Origin of the sequence: Mycobacterium interjectum (assembly GCF_900078675.2) — a bacterium.
GTDB lineage: Bacteria > Actinomycetota > Actinomycetes > Mycobacteriales > Mycobacteriaceae > Mycobacterium > Mycobacterium interjectum.
The window spans coordinates 4,183,477-4,203,374 of sequence record NZ_LT546237.1; the positions used below are offsets into that span (position 1 = coordinate 4,183,477).

Consider the following 19,898-nt stretch of genomic DNA (forward strand, 5'->3'; position numbering starts at 1 on the left):
CCCTTCACGGATGGTGGTCAATCGCGTTCGGCGAGCTCGCGACTCGCGTCGAGGTAACTCATCGCCCCCCGGGAACCGGGGTCGTAATCGATGATCGTCATGCTGTAGCCGGGCGCCTCCGACACCTTCACGCTGCGCGGGATCACCGTGCGCAGCACCTTGGTTCCGAAGTACCGGCGGACCTCTTCGGCGACCTGGTCGGCCAGCTTGGTCCGCCCGTCGTACATCGTCAGGATGACGGTCGTCACATCCAGTAGGGGATTCAGGTGGGCCTTCACCATCTCGATATTGCGCATCAGCTGTGACACGCCCTCCAGCGCGTAGTACTCACACTGGATCGGGATCATCACCTCGGGCGCGGCCACCAGTGCGTTGATCGTCAGCAGCCCGAGCGACGGCGGGCAGTCGATGAAGACGTAGTCGAAGTCGAACTGGTCGAGCTCGGCCAGGGCGGTGCGTAGGCGGTTCTCGCGCGCGACCATGCTGACCAACTCGATCTCGGCGCCGGCCAGATCGATGGTCGCCGGCACGCAAAACAGCCGCGCGCTGTGGGGGCTCGGCCGCAACGCCTCTCGTAGCGACACCTCGCCGATGAGAACTTCGTACGACGACGGCGTGCCTGCCTGCCGATCGTGGATGCCGAGGGCCGTGCTCGCGTTGCCCTGGGGATCGAGGTCGATGACGAGGGTCTTGAGTCCCTGCACGGCCAGCGCGGCCGCGAGGTTGACGGCGGTCGTGGTCTTCCCCACGCCGCCTTTCTGGTTGGCGACGGTGAACAGCCGTCGGTGCGCCGGGCGGCGCAGCGGCGGGTAGGCCGTGTGTAGGACCCGCATCGCACGCTCGGCGGCGGCGCCGATCGGTGTGTCGAATTCGGCCGATGTTTCACGTGAAACATGGCTGGGCTCCGCCGCGGCGTCGGCCGAGCTCGGTGCCGGCGGCGGACCGCCGGACCAATTGGTCGGAGAACTCACCGTGTCCCCCTGTCTGCCATGCGGCCCGGTTTTGGGCGCGGCCGCTTTCCGCGTCGCGCTAACACCACGGTTGACGGCGGACGCAAATAGTTCGCGCCACATGTGACCACCCTGACATCCACGGCGCCCGATGCCGCCATCACACGCCGGTGGGCTTCCACTTCCTCGGGAGCGCGCTCCCCCTTGATGGCGACCATCCGCCCATCGAGCCGTACCAACGGGATGCTCCACTTCGTCAACTTGTCCAGCGGTGCGACCGCTCGCGACACCGCGACGTCCCGGGCCCCGAACTGCTCGCGCACCCAGGGCTCCTCGGCGCGGCCGCGCACCACCTCGACCGCCAACCCTAGTTCGGCCACCGCCTCGAGGAGAAACTCGCTCCGCCGCAACATCGGCTCCAGGAGCACCACCTCGAGGTCGGGCCGCGCGATCGCCAGCGGTATCCCCGGCAGCCCGGCCCCGCTGCCGACGTCGATCACCCGCGCACCCGACTCGATGAGTTCACCGGCCGCGGCACTGTTCAATAGGTGGCGATCCCACAGCCGGCTGACCTCCCGGGGCCCGAGGAGCCCTCGCTCCACCCCGGGGCCGGCGAGCAGTTCCACGTACCTTCGCGCGGTATCCATCCGCGGACCGAAAACGTTCTCCGCGGCCTCGCCGACCGATCCCGGACCCGGCGCCGACGCGGACACTCCCCCGGCCGCCTCCCTATCGCCATGTTTCACGTGAAACATCCCGTCTTCTTGTTTCACGTGAAACATCCTCGATCCCTGGGGGCGGTCCGGGTCGCCTGAATTACACGGCTGTGACTTGGCGGGCTAGTCGAGCAGGACGACGACCCGTCGGGAAGGTTCCTGCCCCTCACTCTCGCTGTGCACCCCCGGCACCGCGGCCACGGCATCGTGAACGATCTTGCGTTCGAACGGCGTCATCGGAGAAAGCTCCTCGCGTTCGCCGGTGTTCAGCACCCGCCGTGCCACCTTGTCGCCCAGCGCGGCGAGCTCCTCGCGGCGCCGCCGCCGCCAGCTCGCGATGTCGAGCATCAAGCGGCTCCGCACACCCGTCTTCTGGTGCACCGCCAGCCGGGTCAGCTCCTGCAGGGCGTCCAGCACCTCACCGCCGCGGCCGACCAACTTGTTGAGGTCGCTGCTGCCGTCGATGCTCACGACGGCGCGGTCCCCCTCGACGTCAAGATCGATGTCGCCGTCGAAGTCCAAGAGGTCCAGCAGCTCCTCGAGATAGTCACCGGCGATCTCCCCCTCGGCAACCAGGCGGTCCTCCAGGTCGTCGACTTGCTCGGCACCGCCTTCGGCCGCCGCCTCGTCCTCTGGGGCCGGCGCTTGCGTGTCGAGCTCCGCGTCAACGTCGCGTTCGGTCGTTTCGGCGTCTGTCATCTCGTTTTCTCTCCCTCATCCAGGGTTCCCGTCCAGTCGGGTCACTCGCCCGGGGTCCCCTTAAGCTCTGGCGCCGCGTCAGCGTTTCCGCTTCTTCGGTCGCGCCCCGGGTCGCGGGGTGCGGTTGGTTGGCCCGTCGTTGCGTCCCGCCGCGCTCGGCTTGTCCGGTTCGGCCGTGGCCGTCCCCGCTTCGGTGGCACCGCCGGCGGATCCCCCGGAATCCGAGTCCGCACCATCGTCGTTCCGAGCCGCGGAGCCGTTGCCGCTCGCCGCCGAGGCCTTCGGGTTGCGCTTCGGTTTGGCGCCCGGCGCGGGCGCGTTGGCTGCCCGCCGCTCAACGACTTCCTGCCTCTTGGCCTCGTCCTCTTTTTCGATCATGCCGAACACGTAGTGCTGCTGCGCGAACGTCCAGATGTTGTTCGCGAACCAGTACAGGATGATGGCGAGCGGAAGGAACGGTCCGCCGACGACGACGCCGAGCGGAAACACATACAGTGCCAGCTTGTTCATCATCGCCGTCTGCGGGTTGGCGGCGGCCTCCGGGCTCTGGCGCGCCACCGACGCGCGGCTGTTGAAGTAGGTCGCGACGCCCGCCAGGATCATCACCGGGGCGCCCACCGCGATCACCGCCGGGCGGCTGAAGTGGGTGAAGGCGTCCAATCCGGCGTGTTGCGTCATGAAGGCGCCGATCGGCGCGCCGAAAAGATTGGCATCCAGGAAGTGCGCCACATCGGTCGGGCTGAAGAAATAGTTGCCCGTCGCCCGGTTCTGGGCCACCGACAGATGCGGCTGGCCGAAGCCGCCGGTCGTGCGGTTGAACGACCGCAAGACGTGATACAGCCCGAGGAACACCGGGATCTGTGCCAGCATCGGCAGGCAGCCGAGGATCGGGTTGAAGCCGTGCTCGCGTTGCAGCTTCTGCATCTCGAGCGCCATGCGCTGGCGGTCTTTGGAGTACTTCTTTTGCAGCGCCTTGATCTGTGGCTGCAGCTCCTGCATCTGCCGGGTGGTACGAATCTGGCGCACGAACGGCTTGTACAGCAGGGCCCGCAGGCTGAACACCAGGAACATCACCGACAAGGCCCAGGCGAAGAAGTTCGACGGCCCGAGCAACGCCGCGAACAACTTGTACCAGGCCCACATGATCCACGACACCGGGTAGTAGATGATGTCGAGGCTGAAGAAATCAAACAAAAGATTCACTCTCCCGTTGCTCCGGCGCGGGGTCCCCCGCGGCGCCGGCGCCTTCGAAGCTCGCTCGGCATGCGTGTCGATCCGGTATCGGATCCCATCCTCCCCGATGCCACGGGCCGCATTTGGCGAGCCTGGCTGCGGCCAACCAACTGCCCCGGATCAATCCGTATTCGGTCAGAGCGTCGACGGCGTACTGGCTGCAGGTTGGCATGAAGCGGCATGTCGCCGGGCGCAGCGGTGACACCATGTGCCGGTACAGCTGAATCAGGAAGATCAGTCCTCGCGCCGCGCGCTTCACCGGCCGGTTCCCGCCGACTCGAGGGCGCGCCGCAAGCCGCGCCGCAGCTGTTGCTCCAGCCGCGCGGATGACACCTGGCGACTGCTCGGCAGCGCCCGGATCACCACCCGGTCGGATCGCTGGAGATCTCCCAGCATGGTTCGCGCGACATGACGCAGCCGGCGCGCCACCCGATGGCGCTCCACGGCCGATCCGACGGTCTTGGCGATGATCAGGCCGACGCGGGGACCCGTGTCGTCCCCGGACTCGCGTCGCACATGCACGACGACATCAGGCTGCGCCGCGCGCACGCCATACTTCACCGCGGCGTCAAACTCCGTTGACCGCCTCATGCGGTTGCGTGCGGGAAGCACCGCTGAAGAACCCGACGTTGCGATCAGGCAGTCAACGCGCGGCGGCCTTTGCGGCGCCGGCTGGAGACGATCGATCGCCCGGCGCGGGTGCGCATCCGCAAGCGGAAGCCATGCACGCGGGCTCGGCGCCGGTTATTCGGCTGGAAGGTCCGCTTGCCCTTGGCCACGGCGTTCTCCTCGTCTCGAACCATCCGGCCGCATTCGTCCGCGAGGCAGTCGGAGGTGGGTCTTGCTGCTGGCCGGCGCGGTCCCCGAGCTTTGTCCGGGTCGCAGCCGTATCGCCGACTTTCGGGCGACTGTTTGAGGGTACTGACGCGGATTCGCTGGGTCAAACTTGGTCTCCCGCAACGGACCCAACTCACACATCCGCGAAAACGCAAGTTCTCGAACACGTCCGTGCGGCACCATAGGACAACACGCAACAAGCAGGGTCAGATAACCCTAAAGAGGCCGATTGGAATGCAGCAGAACTGTTGGCAGCCGAACGGAAAACTGTTAGCTTCGGGCAATGCCGTTTCAGAGTGGAGCGGCGCTCGACGACGAAGCGAGGATGGCGGATCGACTAGCTGTCTAGGCGACCTGCACGGGTTGTCATCAGCGCGGAGATCACGGGCTGTCGCCGGTAGGCTGCGGCTCGTTTACGATCATCCTGTCCACACCTGTGGATAACTATGTGGACAGTTGTTTCGTCACCAAGCGTGGCTGCCCCTCGACCCGGGATCTGCGAGAGCCAGGGAGATTACGTCGTTGACCGATGACCCCGGTTCAGGATTCACAACAGTTTGGAACGCGGTCGTCTCCGAGCTCAACGGCGACTCGGCCGCGGAGGGAATGGCCACCAATCGCACCGCCCTCGCCACCCCACTGACCCCTCAGCAAAGGGCGTGGCTCAACCTCGTCCAGCCGCTCACCATCGTCGAGGGATTTGCCCTGTTGTCGGTGCCGAGCAGCTTCGTGCAGAACGAGATCGAACGCCACCTACGTGCGCCGATCACCGACGCGCTGAGCCGCCGGCTCGGTCAGCAGATCCAGCTCGGGGTACGCATCACCCCGCCCGCGGACGACGTCGAGGACGCCGCCTTCACCGCAGCGGAGCCCTTCCCGCCCGCCCACGACGACCAACCCCTCGCTCAGGTCGACGATTCGGTCATCGACATGTCGATCGACGTCGACGAGGGTGACGAGGGTGACGAAAACGGTGAGATCGGCGCCGAGCAGAGCTGGCCGAACTATTTCACGGAACGTCCGCACACGGCCGACCCGGCCATCGCCGGCGGAACCAGCCTCAACCGCCGATACACCTTCGACACGTTCGTCATCGGCGCCTCGAACAGGTTCGCGCACGCCGCAGCCCTGGCCATCGCCGAAGCCCCGGCCCGCGCTTACAACCCTTTGTTCATCTGGGGAGAATCCGGCCTCGGCAAGACCCACTTGCTACACGCCGCCGGCAACTACGCGCAGCGGCTGTTCCCCGGCATGCGCGTCAAGTACGTCTCGACCGAGGAATTCACCAACGACTTCATCAACTCGCTGCGCGACGACCGTAAGGTCGCGTTCAAACGCAGTTACCGCGACGTCGACGTCCTCCTGGTGGACGACATCCAGTTCATCGAGGGCAAAGAAGGTATCCAGGAAGAGTTCTTCCATACCTTCAACACGCTGCATAACGCCAACAAACAGATCGTCATCTCGTCTGACCGGCCGCCCAAGCAACTCGCCACACTCGAAGACCGGCTCCGGACCCGGTTCGAATGGGGCCTGATCACCGACGTGCAGCCTCCGGAACTGGAGACCCGCATCGCCATTCTGCGCAAGAAGGCGCAGATGGAACGGCTGGCCGTACCCGACGACGTCCTCGAACTGATCGCCAGCAGCATCGAGCGCAACATCCGCGAGCTCGAAGGGGCGCTGATCCGGGTGACCGCGTTCGCGTCCTTGAACAAGACCCCGATCAATAAGGCTTTGGCGGAAATTGTGCTTCGCGACCTGATCGCCGACGCCAGCACCATGCAAATCAGCGCCGCGACGATCATGGCCGCCACTGCCGAGTACTTCGACACCACCGTCGAGGAGTTACGCGGCCCGGGCAAGACGCGGGCACTGGCCCAGTCGCGCCAAATCGCGATGTATCTGTGCCGCGAGCTGACCGATTTGTCGCTGCCCAAGATCGGCCAGGCGTTCGGCCGCGACCACACCACCGTCATGTACGCGCAGCGAAAGATCTTGTCCGAGATGGCCGAGCGCCGTGAGGTCTTCGATCACGTCAAGGAACTCACCACCCGCATCCGGCAGCGCTCCAAGCGCTGAATGCGGCGGTCCTGACAAATTTTTTCCGAGAAACTTCTCACTCCCCCGTCACACCTGTCACACCATCCTGTTGTGCGTACCGCTGTGCACAACCCGTCCAAACATCGGTGGAGTGATCGCATTTGCATGCACACGGCTCGCCCATCCCCAGCGCCCCCGACCGCGCACACAGTTATCCACCGACTCATCCACAACCGGACCACTTCCCTAGCTGCGACAAGGTCCGCTGTCCCCAGAATGCACAGTACTTATTACTAGTACTGAGATCTCTCCGTAGATTGTTCTTTGAAGTACAGCGTTGGGGACGCGCCTCGCCGCCCCGCCCGGCATGCCGCTCACGACGCGGCTTGTCGGCCTCCGCGATTAGCTTTCAAGATGGCCGCAGAAGATCTACGGTTGTTCAGCGACTGCTAGCGACGGGCGGCTAGCCACTTTGATTTTTCGGACACTCGGCAGGTAAAGGGACGCTATGGACGCGGCGACGACAACAGCTGGCCTCACGGACTTGAAGTTTCGTCTGGTGCGAGAGTCTTTCGCCGAAGCGGTGTCATGGGTGGCGAAGAACCTGCCGACCAGGCCGGCGGTGCCGGTGCTGTCCGGCGTGTTGTTGTCCGGTTCCGACGAGGGACTGACGATTTCCGGCTTCGACTACGAGGTCTCCGCCGAAGCCCAGGTTGCGGCCGAAATAGCTTCTCCGGGAAGCGTTTTGGTATCCGGAAGGCTGTTATCGGACATCACCCGGGCGTTGCCGAACAAACCGGTCGACTTCTATGTGGACGGCAATCGGGTCGCGCTGACGTGCGGAAGCGCCAGGTTCTCCTTGCCGACGATGCCTGTCGAGGACTACCCGACGCTGCCCGCGCTGCCCGAAGGTACCGGGACCCTGCCGGCGGAGCTGTTCGCCGAGGCGATCGGTCAGGTCGCCATCGCCGCCGGCCGGGATGACACGTTGCCCATGCTCACGGGGATCCGGGTTGAGATTTCGGGCGACACGGTGGTTTTGGCCGCGACCGACAGGTTCAGGTTGGCGGTTCGCGAGCTGACGTGGTCGGCGTTGTCGCCCGACATCGAAGCCGCGGTGCTGGTGCCGGCCAAGACACTGGCCGAAGCGGCGAAAGCAGGGGCGGACGGGTCTGAGGTTCAACTGTCGCTGGGCGCCGGCGCGGGAGTCGGCAAGGACGGGTTGCTCGGTATCAGCGGTAACGGCAAGCGCAGCACGACGCGGCTGCTGGACGCGGAGTTCCCCAAGTTTCGCCAGCTGTTACCGGCCGAGCACACGGCCGTCGCCACTATCGACGTCGCGGAGCTGACCGAGGCCATCAAGCTCGTCGCCCTGGTCGCCGACCGGGGTGCTCAGGTGCGGATGGAGTTCTCCGAGGGTTCGCTGCGGCTTTCCGCGGGGGCCGATGACGTGGGCCGGGCCGAAGAGGACCTCCAGGTGGATTTCGTTGGCGAACCGCTGACGATTGCCTTCAATCCGACGTATCTGACCGACGGGCTCGCGTCGGTGCATTCCGAGCGGGTGTCGTTCGGTTTCACGACGCCGGGCAAGCCGGCGTTGCTGCGGCCGGCTTCCAACGACGACAGCTCCCCCAGCGGCAGCGGGCCGTTCACCGCGTTGCCAACGGACTACGTGTACTTGTTGATGCCAGTTCGGTTGCCCGGGTAGGTGTACGTCCGGCAGTTGGGGCTGCGTGATTTCCGGTCCTGGGCGCATGCCGACCTCGAATTGCCGCCGGGGCGGACGGTATTTGTCGGGCCCAACGGCTTCGGTAAAACGAATCTCATTGAGGCGCTGTGGTATTCGACCACCTTGGCTTCGCATCGGGTCGGGACGGACGCGCCGTTGATCCGGGCCGGTGCCGATCGTGCGGTGATTTCGACGATCGTCGTCAACGAGGGCAGGGAGTGCGCGATCGACTTGGAGATCGCTGCGGGCCGGGCAAACAAGGCGCGGCTGAATCGGTCGCCGGTGCGCAGCACGCGCGAGGTGGTCGGTGTGCTGCGCGCGGTGCTTTTCGCCCCCGAGGACCTGGCCCTGGTGCGCGGCGACCCGTCGGATCGTCGCCGATATCTCGATGATCTGGCGACGGTCCGTCGGCCCGCGATCGCCGGTGTGCGGGCCGACTATGACAAAGTCTTGAGGCAGCGCACGGCGCTTTTGAAGTCGCTGTCCGGCGCCCGGTACCGGGGCGATCGGAGCGCCCTGGACACGCTGGACGTGTGGGACAGCCGGTTGGCCGAGCACGGGGCCGAGTTGATGGCCGCGCGGATCAATCTGGTGAACGAACTGGCGCCGGAGGTGGAAAAGGCCTATCAGTTGGTGGCGCCGGGCTCGCGGTCCGCGTCCGTCGCCTATCGCGCAAGCCTCGGCGAGCACCATCCGCGAGACTTCGACGGTGACAGCCGCGAATTTCTGGAAGCCGCCTTGTTGGCCGCGCTGTCAGCGCGCCGGGACGCCGAACTGGAACGCGGGATGTGCCTGGTGGGTCCGCATCGCGACGACCTCGAATTGCGGCTCGGCGACCAACCCGCCAAAGGCTTTGCCAGTCATGGGGAATCGTGGTCGGTCGCGGTGGCGTTGCGGTTGGCGGCGTATGAATTGTTGCGGGCCGAGGGCACCGAGCCGGTGTTGTTGCTGGACGACGTGTTCGCCGAACTCGACGCCACGCGCCGTCGGGCCCTGGCGGCGGTGGCCGAATCGGCCGAGCAGGTCTTGGTGACCGCGGCGGTGCTGGAAGACATTCCGGCGGACTGGGATGCTAGGCGGGTGCACATCGATATGCGCGACGACGACTCGGGCAGGATGTCGGAGGTGCGAGCGTGAGCGGCGCCGGAGACCAGGAAGACATTGACCGCTTGGGCGGGCTGACAGGCATCGATTTGGTGCGGCGCACGCTCGAGGAGGCGCGCGCCGCCGCGCGCGCCCAAGGTAAGGACGCCGGTCGGGGCCGGTCGGCCCCTGCGGTGCCGCGGCGCGTCGCGGGGAAGCGACGGAGCTGGTCGGGGCCGGGGCCCGACGGGCGAGACCCGCAACCGCTGGGGCGGCTGGCGCGCGACCTGGCGAAAAAGCGTGGCTGGGCGACGCACGTCGCCGAAGGCACGGTGTTGGGCCACTGGCCCTCGGTGGTGGGACACCAAATCGCCGACCACGCGACCCCGACTGCGCTGAGCGAGGGTGTGCTCAGCGTGACGGCGGAATCGACCGCCTGGGCGACCCAGTTGCGGATGATTCAGGCGCAGCTCTTGGCCAAGATCGCCGCGGCGGTGGGCAACGGTGTCGTGACGTCGCTGAAAATCACCGGGCCGGCCGCGCCGTCGTGGCGTAAGGGCCCACGTCACGTCGCCGGGCGGGGGCCCCGCGACACCTACGGCTGAGCTATTCGACGCCCAAATAATCCCCAGCCGCGGCCCTATCAACAGGCGCCTCAGAGCCGCCACAACGGAACGGACTTACATAACGCACGTCGGGACGCGCCCAGAACGCGGAAATCGTGTGCACGGCGCGGTTAGCTGGGTAGAAACGCGCCCGGAGAATCGGTGCTGGGGGTCCTTCACGGTAGACTGGTGGCGTGCGATTGTCGCGGTGACTGGACCGCCCGCAAGAAACCCCAAGGAGAGCATTCCGACCGTGGCTGCCCAGAAGAAGAAGCCTCAAGCCGGATACGGCGCTGAACAGATCACCGTCCTCGAAGGGCTGGAGGCCGTCCGCAAACGCCCGGGCATGTATATCGGCTCCACGGGTGAGCGTGGCTTACACCACCTCATCTGGGAGGTGGTCGACAACTCGGTGGACGAGGCGATGGCCGGCTATGCCGACCAGGTCGACGTGCGGTTGCTGGACGACGGCGGGGTCGAGGTGGTCGACAACGGGCGCGGCATTCCGGTGGCAATGCACGCGACCGGCGCCCCGACCGTCGACGTGGTGATGACCCAACTGCACGCCGGCGGCAAGTTCGGCGGTGAGAACAGCGGCTACAACGTCAGCGGCGGCTTGCACGGCGTCGGCGTGTCCGTGGTGAACGCACTGTCAGTCCGGCTCGAGGTCGACATCAAACGCGATGGACACGAGTGGTCGCAGTTCTACGACCGCGCCGTGCCGGGGACCCTCAAGCAGGGCGAGGCCACCAAGAAAACCGGGACCACCATCAGGTTCTGGGCCGATCCGGACATCTTCGAAACTCTCGAATACGACTTCGAGACGGTGGCGCGCCGGCTGCAGGAAATGGCGTTCCTGAACAAGGGCCTGACGATCAACCTCACCGACGAGCGCGTGAAGCAGGACGAGGTCGTCGACGAGGTCGTCAGCGACACCGCCGAGGCCCCCAAGTCCGCCGAAGAAAAGGCGGCCGAATCGACCGCACCGCACAAGGTGAAGCACCGGACGTTCCACTATCCCGGCGGCCTGGTCGATTTCGTGAAGCACATCAACCGCACCAAGAGCCCGATCCAGCAGAGTGTCATCGACTTCGACGGCAAAGGCGCCGGCCACGAAGTGGAAATCGCGATGCAATGGAACGGCGGCTATTCGGAATCGGTGCACACCTTCGCCAATACCATCAACACCCACGAAGGTGGCACCCACGAGGAGGGCTTCCGTAGCGCGTTGACCTCGGTGGTCAACAAATACGCTAAAGACAAGAAGCTCCTGAAGGAAAAGGACGCCAACCTCACCGGCGACGACATCCGGGAGGGCCTGGCGGCGGTGATCTCCGTCAAGGTCGCCGAGCCGCAGTTCGAGGGGCAGACCAAGACCAAGCTGGGTAACACCGAGGTCAAGTCCTTCGTGCAGAAGGTGTGCAACGAGCAGCTGACACATTGGTTCGAGGCCAACCCGTCGGAGGCGAAAACCGTTGTGAACAAGGCGGTGTCGTCGGCGCAGGCGCGGATCGCGGCCCGCAAGGCGCGGGAGCTGGTGCGCCGCAAGAGCGCCACCGACCTCGGCGGGTTGCCGGGCAAGCTCGCCGATTGCCGCTCCACCGACCCGCGAAAGTCCGAACTGTATGTGGTCGAGGGTGATTCGGCCGGGGGCTCGGCCAAAAGCGGCCGCGATTCGATGTTCCAGGCGATCCTTCCGCTGCGCGGCAAGATCATCAACGTCGAAAAGGCGCGCATCGACCGGGTGCTGAAGAACACCGAAGTCCAGGCGATCATCACCGCGCTCGGCACGGGAATCCACGACGAGTTCGACCTCAGCAAGCTGCGCTACCACAAGATCGTGCTGATGGCCGACGCCGACGTCGACGGCCAACACATTTCGACCCTGCTGTTGACGTTGTTGTTCCGCTTCATGCGCCCGCTGATCGAGAACGGGCACGTGTTCTTGGCGCAGCCCCCGCTGTACAAGTTGAAGTGGCAGCGCAGCGATCCCGAGTTCGCCTACTCCGATCGCGAGCGCGACGGCCTGTTGGAGGCCGGACTGAAGGCCGGCAAGAAGATCAACAAGGAAGACGGCATCCAGCGCTACAAGGGTCTGGGTGAGATGGACGCCAAGGAGTTGTGGGAGACCACGATGGACCCGTCCGTGCGGGTGTTGCGCCAAGTCACGCTGGACGACGCGGCGGCCGCCGACGAGCTGTTCTCCATTTTGATGGGCGAGGACGTCGACGCGCGCCGCAGCTTTATCACCCGCAACGCCAAGGACGTTCGCTTCCTGGATGTCTGATGAGTCAGGCGCTCCGAATCAAACGAGGAATAGATGACTGACACCACGCTGCCCCCCGGCGACGAGGCCGGCGACCGCATCGAACCGGTTGACATCCAGCAGGAGATGCAGCGCAGCTACATCGACTACGCGATGAGCGTGATCGTGGGCCGCGCCCTGCCGGAGGTGCGCGACGGCCTCAAGCCGGTGCACCGCCGGGTGCTGTACGCGATGTACGACTCCGGGTTCCGCCCGGACCGCAGCCACGCCAAGTCGGCGCGTTCGGTGGCCGAGACGATGGGTAATTACCACCCGCACGGCGACGCGTCGATCTACGACACGTTGGTGCGCATGGCCCAGCCGTGGTCGCTGCGGTATCCGCTCGTCGACGGGCAGGGCAACTTCGGTTCGCCGGGCAACGATCCACCGGCGGCGATGCGCTACTGCGTCAGCGCGGATGCGTCGGTGGCGCTGGCTTCGGGGGAACTGATTCGGATCGGCGACATCGTGCCCGGTGCGCTACCAAATACCGACAACGTCATCGACATGAAAGTCCTTGACCGGCACGGCAATCCGGTGCGGGCCGATCGATTGTTCCATTCGGGAGAGCACGAAACCTACACCGTGCGGACGGTCGAGGGTTACGAAGTCACGGGCACTGGAAACCACCCGTTATTGTGTCTCGTCAACGTCGCCGGCGTTCCCACGCTCCTCTGGAAGCTGATCGAAGAGATCCGGTCGGGCGACTGGGCCGTCGTGAATGCCAACTGTGTGGCTTATGCCGGCGACACCCGGACAACGGCGCGCGTAGCGCCCACGGTCGACGAGGTACCTGGGCTTGCGGAATTCCTCCACTTCTACGCGGATGACGCGGACGCCGCAGCTATCGCGACCGACCTCACCGATGGCCGGTTCTATTACGCGCGCGTGGCTTCGGTAACCGAGGCCGGCATTCAACCGGTGTACAGCCTGCGCGTCGACACCGATGATCACGCATTCCTGACAAACGGCTTCGTCAGCCACAACACCGAGGCGCGGCTGACCCCGCTGGCGATGGAGATGCTGCGGGAAATCGACGAGGAGACAGTCGATTTCATCCCGAACTACGACGGCCGGGTGCAGGAACCGACAGTGTTGCCCAGCCGGTTCCCCAACCTGCTGGCCAACGGTTCGGGTGGCATCGCGGTCGGCATGGCGACCAACATCCCGCCGCACAATCTGCGCGAGCTCGCCGAGGCGGTCTTCTGGTGCCTGGAAAACCACGAGGCCGACGAGGAGGCGACGCTGGCCGCCGTGATGGAACGGGTCAAGGGCCCCGACTTCCCCACCTCCGGGCTCATCGTCGGCTCCCAGGGCATCGGTGACGCCTACAAGACCGGCCGCGGGTCCATCCGGATGCGCGGTGTGGTGGAGGTCGAAGAGGCCAGGGGCCGAACGTCTTTGGTGATCACCGAGTTGCCGTATCAGGTCAATCACGACAACTTCATCACCTCGATCGCCGAGCAGGTCCGCGACGGCAGGCTCGCCGGGATCGCCAACATCGAAGACCAGTCCAGCGATCGGGTCGGCCTGCGCATCGTCATCGAGCTCAAGCGCGACGCGGTGGCCAAGGTGGTGCTCAACAACCTCTACAAGCACACGCAGCTGCAGACCAGCTTCGGCGCGAACATGCTGTCCATCGTCGACGGGGTGCCGCGCACCCTGCGACTGGACCAGATGATCCGCCACTACGTCGCGCACCAACTCGACGTCATCGTGCGCCGCACCACCTACCGGCTGCGCAAGGCCAACGAACGGGCCCACATCCTGCGCGGTCTGGTCAAGGCGCTCGACGCGCTGGACGAGGTCATCGCCTTGATCCGGGCGTCGGAAACGGTCGACATCGCCCGCGGCGGCCTGATCGAGCTCCTCGACATCGACGAGATCCAGGCCCAGGCGATCCTGGACATGCAGTTGCGGCGGCTGGCCGCCCTGGAGCGCCAGCGCATCATCGACGACCTGGCCAAGATCGAGGCCGAGATCGCCGACCTGGAAGACATCCTCGCCAAACCGGAGCGCCAGCGCGCGATCGTGCGTGACGAACTCAAAGAGATCGTCGACAAGCACGGCGACGACCGTCGCACCCGGATTGTGGCCGCCGACGGCGAAGTCAGCGACGAGGACCTGATCGCCCGCGAGGACGTCGTCGTCACCATCACCGAGACCGGCTACGCCAAGCGCACCAAGACCGACCTGTACCGCAGCCAGAAGCGCGGCGGCAAGGGCGTGCAGGGCGCCGGCCTCAAGCAGGACGACATCGTCGCGCACTTCTTCGTGTCGTCCACGCACGACTGGATCCTGTTCTTCACCACCCAGGGGCGGGTGTACCGGGCCAAGGCCTACGAGCTGCCCGAGGCCTCCCGGACCGCGCGGGGTCAGCACGTGGCCAACCTGCTGGCCTTCCAGCCCGAGGAGCGCATCGCCCAGGTCATCCAGATCCGCAGCTACGAGGACGCCCCCTACCTGGTGTTGGCGACGCGCAACGGCCTGGTCAAGAAGACCAAGCTGACCGACTTCGACTCCAACCGCTCGGGCGGGATCGTGGCGATCAACCTGCGGGACAGCGACGAGCTGGTCGGCGCGGTGCTGTGCTCCTCCGAGGAGGACCTGCTGCTGGTCTCCGCCAACGGGCAGTCCATCCGGTTCTCGGCGACGGACGAGGCGCTGCGGCCGATGGGCCGGGCGACCTCCGGTGTGCAGGGCATGCGGTTCAACGCCGACGATTACCTGTTGTCGCTGAACGTCGTCCGCGAGGGCACGTATCTGCTGGTCGCCACGTCGGGCGGGTACGCCAAGCGCACCGCGATCGAGGAGTACCCGGTGCAGGGCCGCGGCGGCAAGGGCGTGCTGACCGTTCAGTACGACCGTCGCCGTGGCAGGCTGGTGGGCGCGCTGATCGTCGACGACGACAGCGAGCTGTACGCGATCACCTCCGGCGGGGGCGTCATCCGCACGGCGGCACGTCAGGTCCGCAAGGCGGGACGGCAGACCAAGGGCGTGCGGCTGATGAACCTGGGCGAGGACAACACGCTGTTGGCCATCGCACGGAACGCCGAGGAAGCCGCGGACGAAGCCGTCGAGGAAGCCGAGGGCACTGAGGAGTCGTAAGGCTTAAACTCGGTCCGACCAGACATCATCCAACTGCCACCGCGCAAGCGTTCTGCCAAAGATCTAAGGAGTCGGGGTGACCTCACCGAACGAGCCTGGCGCCCCCAACAGGGGCGACGGCCTCAATGGCGACGGTTCGGTCGAGCGTGCCGGCGCCCACCGCGCTGCGCCCGCGCAAGCAGGCGCGACTCGGCCGTCCCACGCGGCGCCGCGCGAGCCCGAACCCCAGAGCGCGCCGCGGTCGGCGGGCCCGTCCCCCGGTGCCGATGCGCGGCCGAACCGCGTGGTCTTCGGCACCGCGGCCCCGGGTGGCGGCGCGGGCGCGCGCCCCAAGCACCCGCCCTACGAGTTCGACGCCGCGCCGGCGCGCGGCGAGAGCCCACCCGCCGAGGCCTACGCCAGCGAGTTGCCGGATCTGTCCGGTCCACTGCCCCGGCCCCCGCAGCGCAAACCCGCCCCGGACCGCAGCGCCGAGACGCCGGGCCCCTCGGCGTCGTCGGGCCGGTCGGCGACGGCCGAAAGCCGGGAGAATCGCGAGGGCCGCGAAAACCGGGTCCAGGTGTCGCGGCGCACCCGCGGCCCCGTTCGGGCGAGCATGCAGATCCGCCGCATCGATCCGTGGAGCACGTTGAAGGTGTCGCTGCTGCTCTCGGTGGCGTTGTTCTTCGTCTGGATGATCGCGGTGGCGTTCCTGTACCTCGTGCTCGGCGGCATGGGCGTGTGGGCGAAGTTGAACAGCAACGTCGGCGACCTGCTGAACAACACCAGCGGCAGCACCGGCGAACTGGTGTCCAGCGGCACCATCTTCGGTGGTGCCGTGCTGATCGGCCTGGTGAACATCGTCTTGCTGACCGCGATGGCCACCATCGCCGCGTTCGTGTACAACCTGGCGACCGATCTGATCGGCGGCATCGAAGTCACGCTGGCGGATCGCGACTAGCACGATGCGTTTTTGTGGGTGGGGCGACGATTGCGGTAATCTCGTCGCTCGGCCCTGCGCGAATATGGGCCTGTAGCTCAGGCGGTTAGAGCGCTTCGCTGATAACGAAGAGGTCGGAGGTTCGAGTCCTCCCAGGCCCACAACCATGTGCCCGTCCAGACGTTGCGTGAGGCTTGCATTGCCACTGGCGCTGGTCGCTGTAGCGGCGGTGGCGGTGCGGTCACGACGCGGGGTCGAGGTCTGGCACGTGGCGGTGGCTGACCCAACCGATCACCCGCCGAGCCACGATGAGGGGCCTTAGCTCAGTTGGTAGAGCACCGCCTTTGCAAGGCGGGTGTCAGGGGTTCGATTCCCCTAGGCTCCACGCGGCGGTTTTGGGCGCCCTAGAGGTCGGCACCTTCGGCCAAGTAGGTGACTGCGTACCAACGTCTCGACGGCGCTACCCCTGTCTCGTAGCCGTCGGTCTCGGTGACCGACTCCAGGCGGACGTCCGTCAGATGCGGATTCTGGACGCGAACCTGGTCTTCGAGCGCCGCCTCCAGCGCGCCGCCGGTGAGGGCGCCATCCGCGAGCACCCTGCCCTCATACCTCGTCCAAGTCACGCCCTACATCCTCTACGGAACCGAGGAAGCGTTGCACCAGGGCGCGTTCGGCGGCCGGGTCTTTGAGCGGCCAGCACCACAGCGCGAGGAAGACGCGGATCAGCCACTGCGCGGCCGGGGGGTCGTCGTTGCCCGGCCCGAGCATTTCGGCGGCCAAGCCGGTCACCGTGGGCGAGCTGATGACCCATTCGCTGACCGGGGTCGCGTGGATGGACTGCATAAGCTGCGCAAGCGGATCCGACCGCAGGCGTTGCAGGGCGATGATCGTGGCGGTCACGACGCGATCGGGGCCGCGCAGGTCCTTGATGGCTTCCCGGGTGGCGTCGACGATGCGCGCCGCTTGCATCGCGACCACGGCGTCGCGGATAGCCGCCTTACCGCCGGCGTGCCGGTAGATCGTCGCGGGCGAGCAGTGAACTCGGGCCGCCAAGGCTTCGATGGTGAACCCGTCGTAGCCCTTGCGCGAGATGAGCTCCGCGGCCGCGGCGTGAATCCTTTCCACGGCTTCGCTGCGGCGATCACGCCCCACCAACCAGTCGTCGCGCGGCATCCACCCATGCTCCAATACATCGCAGCGCACCGAAACACTTCTCTCACGGTGAGAATTCTCAAACGGAACTTCTCAGACCAATGCCCTGCTGGCGACAGGTGGCCGCCGACGGCCTGGTGCGGTCCCGGGTGCACTCGCCCCTCAACATCGCCTTCTCCCATTGACGGCGCGGGTCGGCGCATCGAACCTGAACGCATGCCCGTCTTGGAAAGACCGATCGAGCTCCTCGGGGCCGAGGCGCTGCAAGATCCATATCCGGTATACGACCGCATGCGCGCCGAGGCGCCGGTGCAGCGCATCGGCGACTCCGTGTTCTACGCCGTGTGCGGCTGGGACGCGGTGCAGGAGGCCGTCGAGCGCGTCGACGACTTCTCGTCCAACCTCACCGCGACCATGGTCTTCCACGGCGACGGCACTGTCACCCCGTTCGACATGGCGCCCGCCGGGGGCGCCGCCCACGCGTTGGCCACCGCGGACGATCCGGTCCATGCGCTGCACCGCAAGATCCTGCTGCCGCACCTGTCGGCCAAGCGCGTCCGGATCATCGAGGAGTTCGCCGCGCAGACCGCCGACCGGTTATGGGAGCGAAACCTGCACGACGGCCAGATCGAGTGGATGAGCGCGATCGCCAACAGGTTGCCCATGATGGTGGTCGCCCGGCTGCTGGGGCTGCCCGACGACGACGTCGACAAACTCATCCGGCTCGGCTACGCCACCACCACACTGCTCGACGGGATCGTCACACCCGACCAGCTCGAAGCCGCCTTCGCGGCCGCCCTGGAACTGTCCGGCTATGTCACTGAGCATTTCGAAAAGGCAAGCGGCACCACCGAATACGGTCTGATCGCCGACCTGGCCGCTCGCTGCGCAGCTGGTGAATTGGACCAACTGCCGGCGCTGGGCATCATGCTCACCCTCTTCAGCGCCGCCGGCGAATCCACGGCATCGCTGCTGGGCAGCGCCGCGTGGATCCTGGCCACTCGCCCCGAGATTCAACGCCGGCTGCGTGAGAACCCGGAATTACTAAGCGCTTTCATCGAGGAGACGCTGCGCTGCGAGGCGCCGTTTCGCGGCCACTACCGACACGTGCGGCGCGACACCACGCTGGCCGGGGTCGATTTGCCCGCCGACTCGCATCTGCTGCTGATGTGGGGCGCGGCCAACCGCGACCCGGTGCACTTCGATACGCCGAACGAATTCCGCCTCGACCGCACGTCCGCCAAGGACCACCTGACCTTCGGCAAGGGGGTGCACTTCTGCGTCGGCGCCGCGCTGGCGCGCCTGGAAGCCCACGTCGTGTTGCGCAAGCTACTGGAGCGCACCACGTGGCTCGAGGCGACCGACGTCGGCGAATGGCTGCCGAGCATCCTGGTCCGGCGCCGAAAATGGCTGCGGTTGGCCGTCAGATAACCGTTACGGCCGAGGCTGCACCTCGACGCTGGGCGGCAGGGGCGAAGGCTCCTCGCGGCCCGCGCGCATCGACCGCCGAAACATGCTGAAGGCGACGGCGCCGCCGGCAAGGACCAGGACGGCCGCGCCGGCAATCACCCAGGGGCGCGGCCTGCGGCGCTGGGCCCGGCGCGCGTCCTGCAGCGCCTGGGGCAGCCCGGCGACCACGTCTTGCGCGGCGGCGAGCTCCAGGGCGAGGGTTTCTTGAGCCGCGGCGATGTCGCGGGCGAGCCGCCCTTCCCGGTAGCGGCGACGGAGCTCCGACGCGGTCGACCGCGCGCCGTTGACGCCGAGTCCGACGACGCCCCGCGTGACGTCGACCGGTCCCACCGCCGTGTAGGTCAGGCCCCGCGCCAGTCGCTCCCGCGGGGTCAGCCGGGTTTCCGCCTGCGCGCTCATCTGCCGCCCTTCTGTGCCGCTCCCCCGGTGCCCCATCAGCCTGCCATCAATCCGGCCCGCCCGGTACCGGCTGCGGGCCTGCCCGCCCGCAATGGCAGACTCTAACCCCGTGACTAACAGCCCCATTCAGACTGCCACCGCAACGCTGCACACCAACCGCGGAGACATCAAGGTCGCCCTGTTCGGAAACCACGCGCCCAAGACCGTCGCCAACTTCGTCGGCCTGGCTCAGGGCACCAAGGAGTACTCGACCCAGAACGCATCGGGCGGCCCGTCGGGTCCCTTCTACGACGGCGCGGTTTTCCACCGGGTGATCAAGGGCTTCATGATCCAGGGCGGCGATCCGACCGGCACCGGCCGCGGGGGCCCGGGCTACAAGTTCGCCGACGAGTTCCACCCCGAGTTGCAGTTCGACAAGCCCTACCTGCTCGCGATGGCGAACGCCGGTCCGGGCACCAACGGCTCCCAGTTCTTCATCACCGTGGCCCAGACGCCGCACTTGAACCGGCGCCACACGATCTTCGGCGAAGTGACCGACCCCGACTCGCAAAAGGTTGTCGACGCGATCGCGACGACGGCCACCGACGGCAACGACCGTCCGGCCGAGCCGGTCGTCATCGAATCGATCACGATCTCCTAAACCGGCCTCG

General features: G+C 66.5%; 19 protein-coding genes and 2 tRNA genes. 11 read left to right on the forward strand and 10 right to left on the reverse strand.

The features are described 5' to 3' along the window. Positions 1-17 precede the first annotated feature (17 nt). From BN4348_RS54710 to rpmH, 7 genes are all read right to left on the reverse strand, one after another. Entirely contained in the window at positions 18-1,073 is a 1,056-nt protein-coding gene (locus BN4348_RS54710; protein WP_084454574.1) for a ParA family protein, read from the reverse strand. Beyond that, positions 968-1,705, reverse strand: a complete 738-nt coding sequence (rsmG, locus tag BN4348_RS54715) for a 16S rRNA (guanine(527)-N(7))-methyltransferase RsmG (protein WP_066917139.1) — start codon at positions 1,703-1,705, stop codon at positions 968-970. Before rsmG ends, BN4348_RS54710 begins: the two co-directional genes overlap by 106 nt. Before the next feature lie 84 nt (positions 1,706-1,789). Beyond that, positions 1,790-2,365: a Jag family protein gene (locus tag BN4348_RS54720; RefSeq protein ID WP_066917047.1), complete on the reverse strand. Its 576-nt coding sequence runs from the start codon at positions 2,363-2,365 to the stop codon at positions 1,790-1,792. A 78-nt stretch (positions 2,366-2,443) separates the two neighbouring features. After that, on the reverse strand, positions 2,444-3,568 hold the full coding sequence (yidC, locus tag BN4348_RS54725; protein ID WP_066917048.1) for a membrane protein insertase YidC: 1,125 nt from the start codon (positions 3,566-3,568) through the stop codon (positions 2,444-2,446). Continuing rightward, positions 3,552-3,857 carry a membrane protein insertion efficiency factor YidD gene (yidD, locus tag BN4348_RS54730; RefSeq protein ID WP_096866223.1) on the reverse strand — a complete coding sequence of 102 codons (306 nt, stop codon included), beginning with the start codon at positions 3,855-3,857 and terminating at the stop codon, positions 3,552-3,554. Before yidD ends, yidC begins: the two co-directional genes overlap by 17 nt. Beyond that, complete coding sequence (gene rnpA, locus BN4348_RS54735; RefSeq protein WP_084454576.1) at positions 3,854-4,210, reverse strand: ribonuclease P protein component; 357 nt, start codon at positions 4,208-4,210, stop codon at positions 3,854-3,856. Before rnpA ends, yidD begins: the two co-directional genes overlap by 4 nt. 23 nt (positions 4,211-4,233) lie before the next feature. Further along, positions 4,234-4,377, reverse strand: a complete 144-nt coding sequence (gene rpmH, locus BN4348_RS54740) for a 50S ribosomal protein L34 (protein WP_077100535.1) — start codon at positions 4,375-4,377, stop codon at positions 4,234-4,236. A 580-nt stretch (positions 4,378-4,957) separates the two neighbouring features. Between rpmH and dnaA the strand changes: the two genes are divergently transcribed. From dnaA to BN4348_RS54785, 9 genes are all read left to right on the forward strand, one after another. Further along, complete coding sequence (gene dnaA / locus BN4348_RS54745; protein WP_066917050.1) at positions 4,958-6,517, forward strand: chromosomal replication initiator protein DnaA; 1,560 nt, start codon at positions 4,958-4,960, stop codon at positions 6,515-6,517. Positions 6,518-6,986: 469 nt separating this feature from the next. Then, positions 6,987-8,186 carry a DNA polymerase III subunit beta gene (gene dnaN, locus BN4348_RS54750; RefSeq protein ID WP_066917051.1) on the forward strand — a complete coding sequence of 400 codons (1,200 nt, stop codon included), beginning with the start codon at positions 6,987-6,989 and terminating at the stop codon, positions 8,184-8,186. Next, a complete protein-coding gene (gene recF / locus BN4348_RS54755) occupies positions 8,187-9,344 on the forward strand; it encodes a DNA replication/repair protein RecF (protein WP_066917052.1) in 1,158 nt (385 codons plus the stop codon). Further along, a complete protein-coding gene (locus BN4348_RS54760) occupies positions 9,341-9,895 on the forward strand; it encodes a DUF721 family protein (RefSeq protein WP_066917053.1) in 555 nt (184 codons plus the stop codon). The genes recF and BN4348_RS54760 overlap by 4 nt, the downstream gene beginning before the upstream one ends. Positions 9,896-10,148: 253 nt before the next feature. Then, the gene (gene gyrB / locus BN4348_RS54765; RefSeq protein WP_066917054.1) at positions 10,149-12,182 is read left to right on the forward strand and encodes a DNA topoisomerase (ATP-hydrolyzing) subunit B; all 2,034 of its coding nucleotides are present in this window, start codon (positions 10,149-10,151) and stop codon (positions 12,180-12,182) included. A gap of 33 nt (positions 12,183-12,215) precedes the next feature. Next, positions 12,216-15,308 carry an intein-containing DNA gyrase subunit A gene (gene gyrA, locus BN4348_RS54770; protein WP_066917055.1) on the forward strand — a complete coding sequence of 1,031 codons (3,093 nt, stop codon included), beginning with the start codon at positions 12,216-12,218 and terminating at the stop codon, positions 15,306-15,308. Between the two features lie 76 nt (positions 15,309-15,384). Beyond that, positions 15,385-16,248: a DUF3566 domain-containing protein gene (locus tag BN4348_RS54775; protein ID WP_066917056.1), complete on the forward strand. Its 864-nt coding sequence runs from the start codon at positions 15,385-15,387 to the stop codon at positions 16,246-16,248. 66 nt (positions 16,249-16,314) lie between these two features. Continuing rightward, positions 16,315-16,388: transfer RNA gene (locus tag BN4348_RS54780), tRNA-Ile, on the forward strand. 151 nt (positions 16,389-16,539) lie between these two features. Then, positions 16,540-16,612 (forward strand) — tRNA-Ala (locus BN4348_RS54785). A 19-nt stretch (positions 16,613-16,631) separates the two neighbouring features. Here BN4348_RS54785 and BN4348_RS54790 read toward each other — a convergent pair. Both BN4348_RS54790 and BN4348_RS54795 read right to left on the reverse strand, forming a co-directional pair. Then, on the reverse strand, positions 16,632-16,850 hold the full coding sequence (locus BN4348_RS54790; protein WP_066917057.1) for a hypothetical protein: 219 nt from the start codon (positions 16,848-16,850) through the stop codon (positions 16,632-16,634). Beyond that, entirely contained in the window at positions 16,831-17,400 is a 570-nt protein-coding gene (locus BN4348_RS54795; protein ID WP_066917058.1) for a TetR/AcrR family transcriptional regulator, read from the reverse strand. Before BN4348_RS54795 ends, BN4348_RS54790 begins: the two co-directional genes overlap by 20 nt. A gap of 195 nt (positions 17,401-17,595) precedes the next feature. Here BN4348_RS54795 and BN4348_RS54800 point away from each other — a divergent pair, with 195 nt between their 5' ends. Continuing rightward, the gene (locus tag BN4348_RS54800; RefSeq protein WP_066917059.1) at positions 17,596-18,810 is read left to right on the forward strand and encodes a cytochrome P450; all 1,215 of its coding nucleotides are present in this window, start codon (positions 17,596-17,598) and stop codon (positions 18,808-18,810) included. Between the two features lie 3 nt (positions 18,811-18,813). Here BN4348_RS54800 and cwsA read toward each other — a convergent pair whose 3' ends face one another. Further along, on the reverse strand, positions 18,814-19,248 hold the full coding sequence (cwsA, locus tag BN4348_RS54805; RefSeq protein ID WP_066917060.1) for a cell wall synthesis protein CwsA: 435 nt from the start codon (positions 19,246-19,248) through the stop codon (positions 18,814-18,816). Between the two features lie 91 nt (positions 19,249-19,339). Here cwsA and BN4348_RS54810 point away from each other — a divergent pair, with 91 nt between their 5' ends. Further along, positions 19,340-19,888 (forward strand): peptidylprolyl isomerase, encoded by a 549-nt coding sequence (locus tag BN4348_RS54810; RefSeq protein ID WP_066917061.1) that lies wholly within the window; start codon positions 19,340-19,342, stop codon positions 19,886-19,888. The last annotated feature ends 10 nt before the right edge of the window (positions 19,889-19,898 follow it).

Bases quoted from the DNA above. Each gene is read 5' to 3' on its own strand.
- BN4348_RS54810 (WP_066917061.1), top strand. From the start codon at position 19,340: ATGGCAGACTCTAACCCCGTGACTAACAGCCCCATTCAGACTGCCACC.
- gyrA (WP_066917055.1), top strand. From the start codon at position 12,216: ATGACTGACACCACGCTGCCCCCCGGCGACGAGGCCGGCGACCGCATC.
- BN4348_RS54720 (WP_066917047.1), bottom strand. From the start codon at position 2,365: ATGACAGACGCCGAAACGACCGAACGCGACGTTGACGCGGAGCTCGAC.
- BN4348_RS54710 (WP_084454574.1), bottom strand. From the start codon at position 1,073: ATGTGGCGCGAACTATTTGCGTCCGCCGTCAACCGTGGTGTTAGCGCG.
- BN4348_RS54800 (WP_066917059.1), top strand. From the start codon at position 17,596: ATGCCCGTCTTGGAAAGACCGATCGAGCTCCTCGGGGCCGAGGCGCTG.
- cwsA (WP_066917060.1), bottom strand. From the start codon at position 19,248: ATGAGCGCGCAGGCGGAAACCCGGCTGACCCCGCGGGAGCGACTGGCG.
- BN4348_RS54795 (WP_066917058.1), bottom strand. From the start codon at position 17,400: ATGCCGCGCGACGACTGGTTGGTGGGGCGTGATCGCCGCAGCGAAGCC.
- rsmG (WP_066917139.1), bottom strand. From the start codon at position 1,705: ATGTTTCACGTGAAACATGGCGATAGGGAGGCGGCCGGGGGAGTGTCC.
- dnaN (WP_066917051.1), top strand. From the start codon at position 6,987: ATGGACGCGGCGACGACAACAGCTGGCCTCACGGACTTGAAGTTTCGT.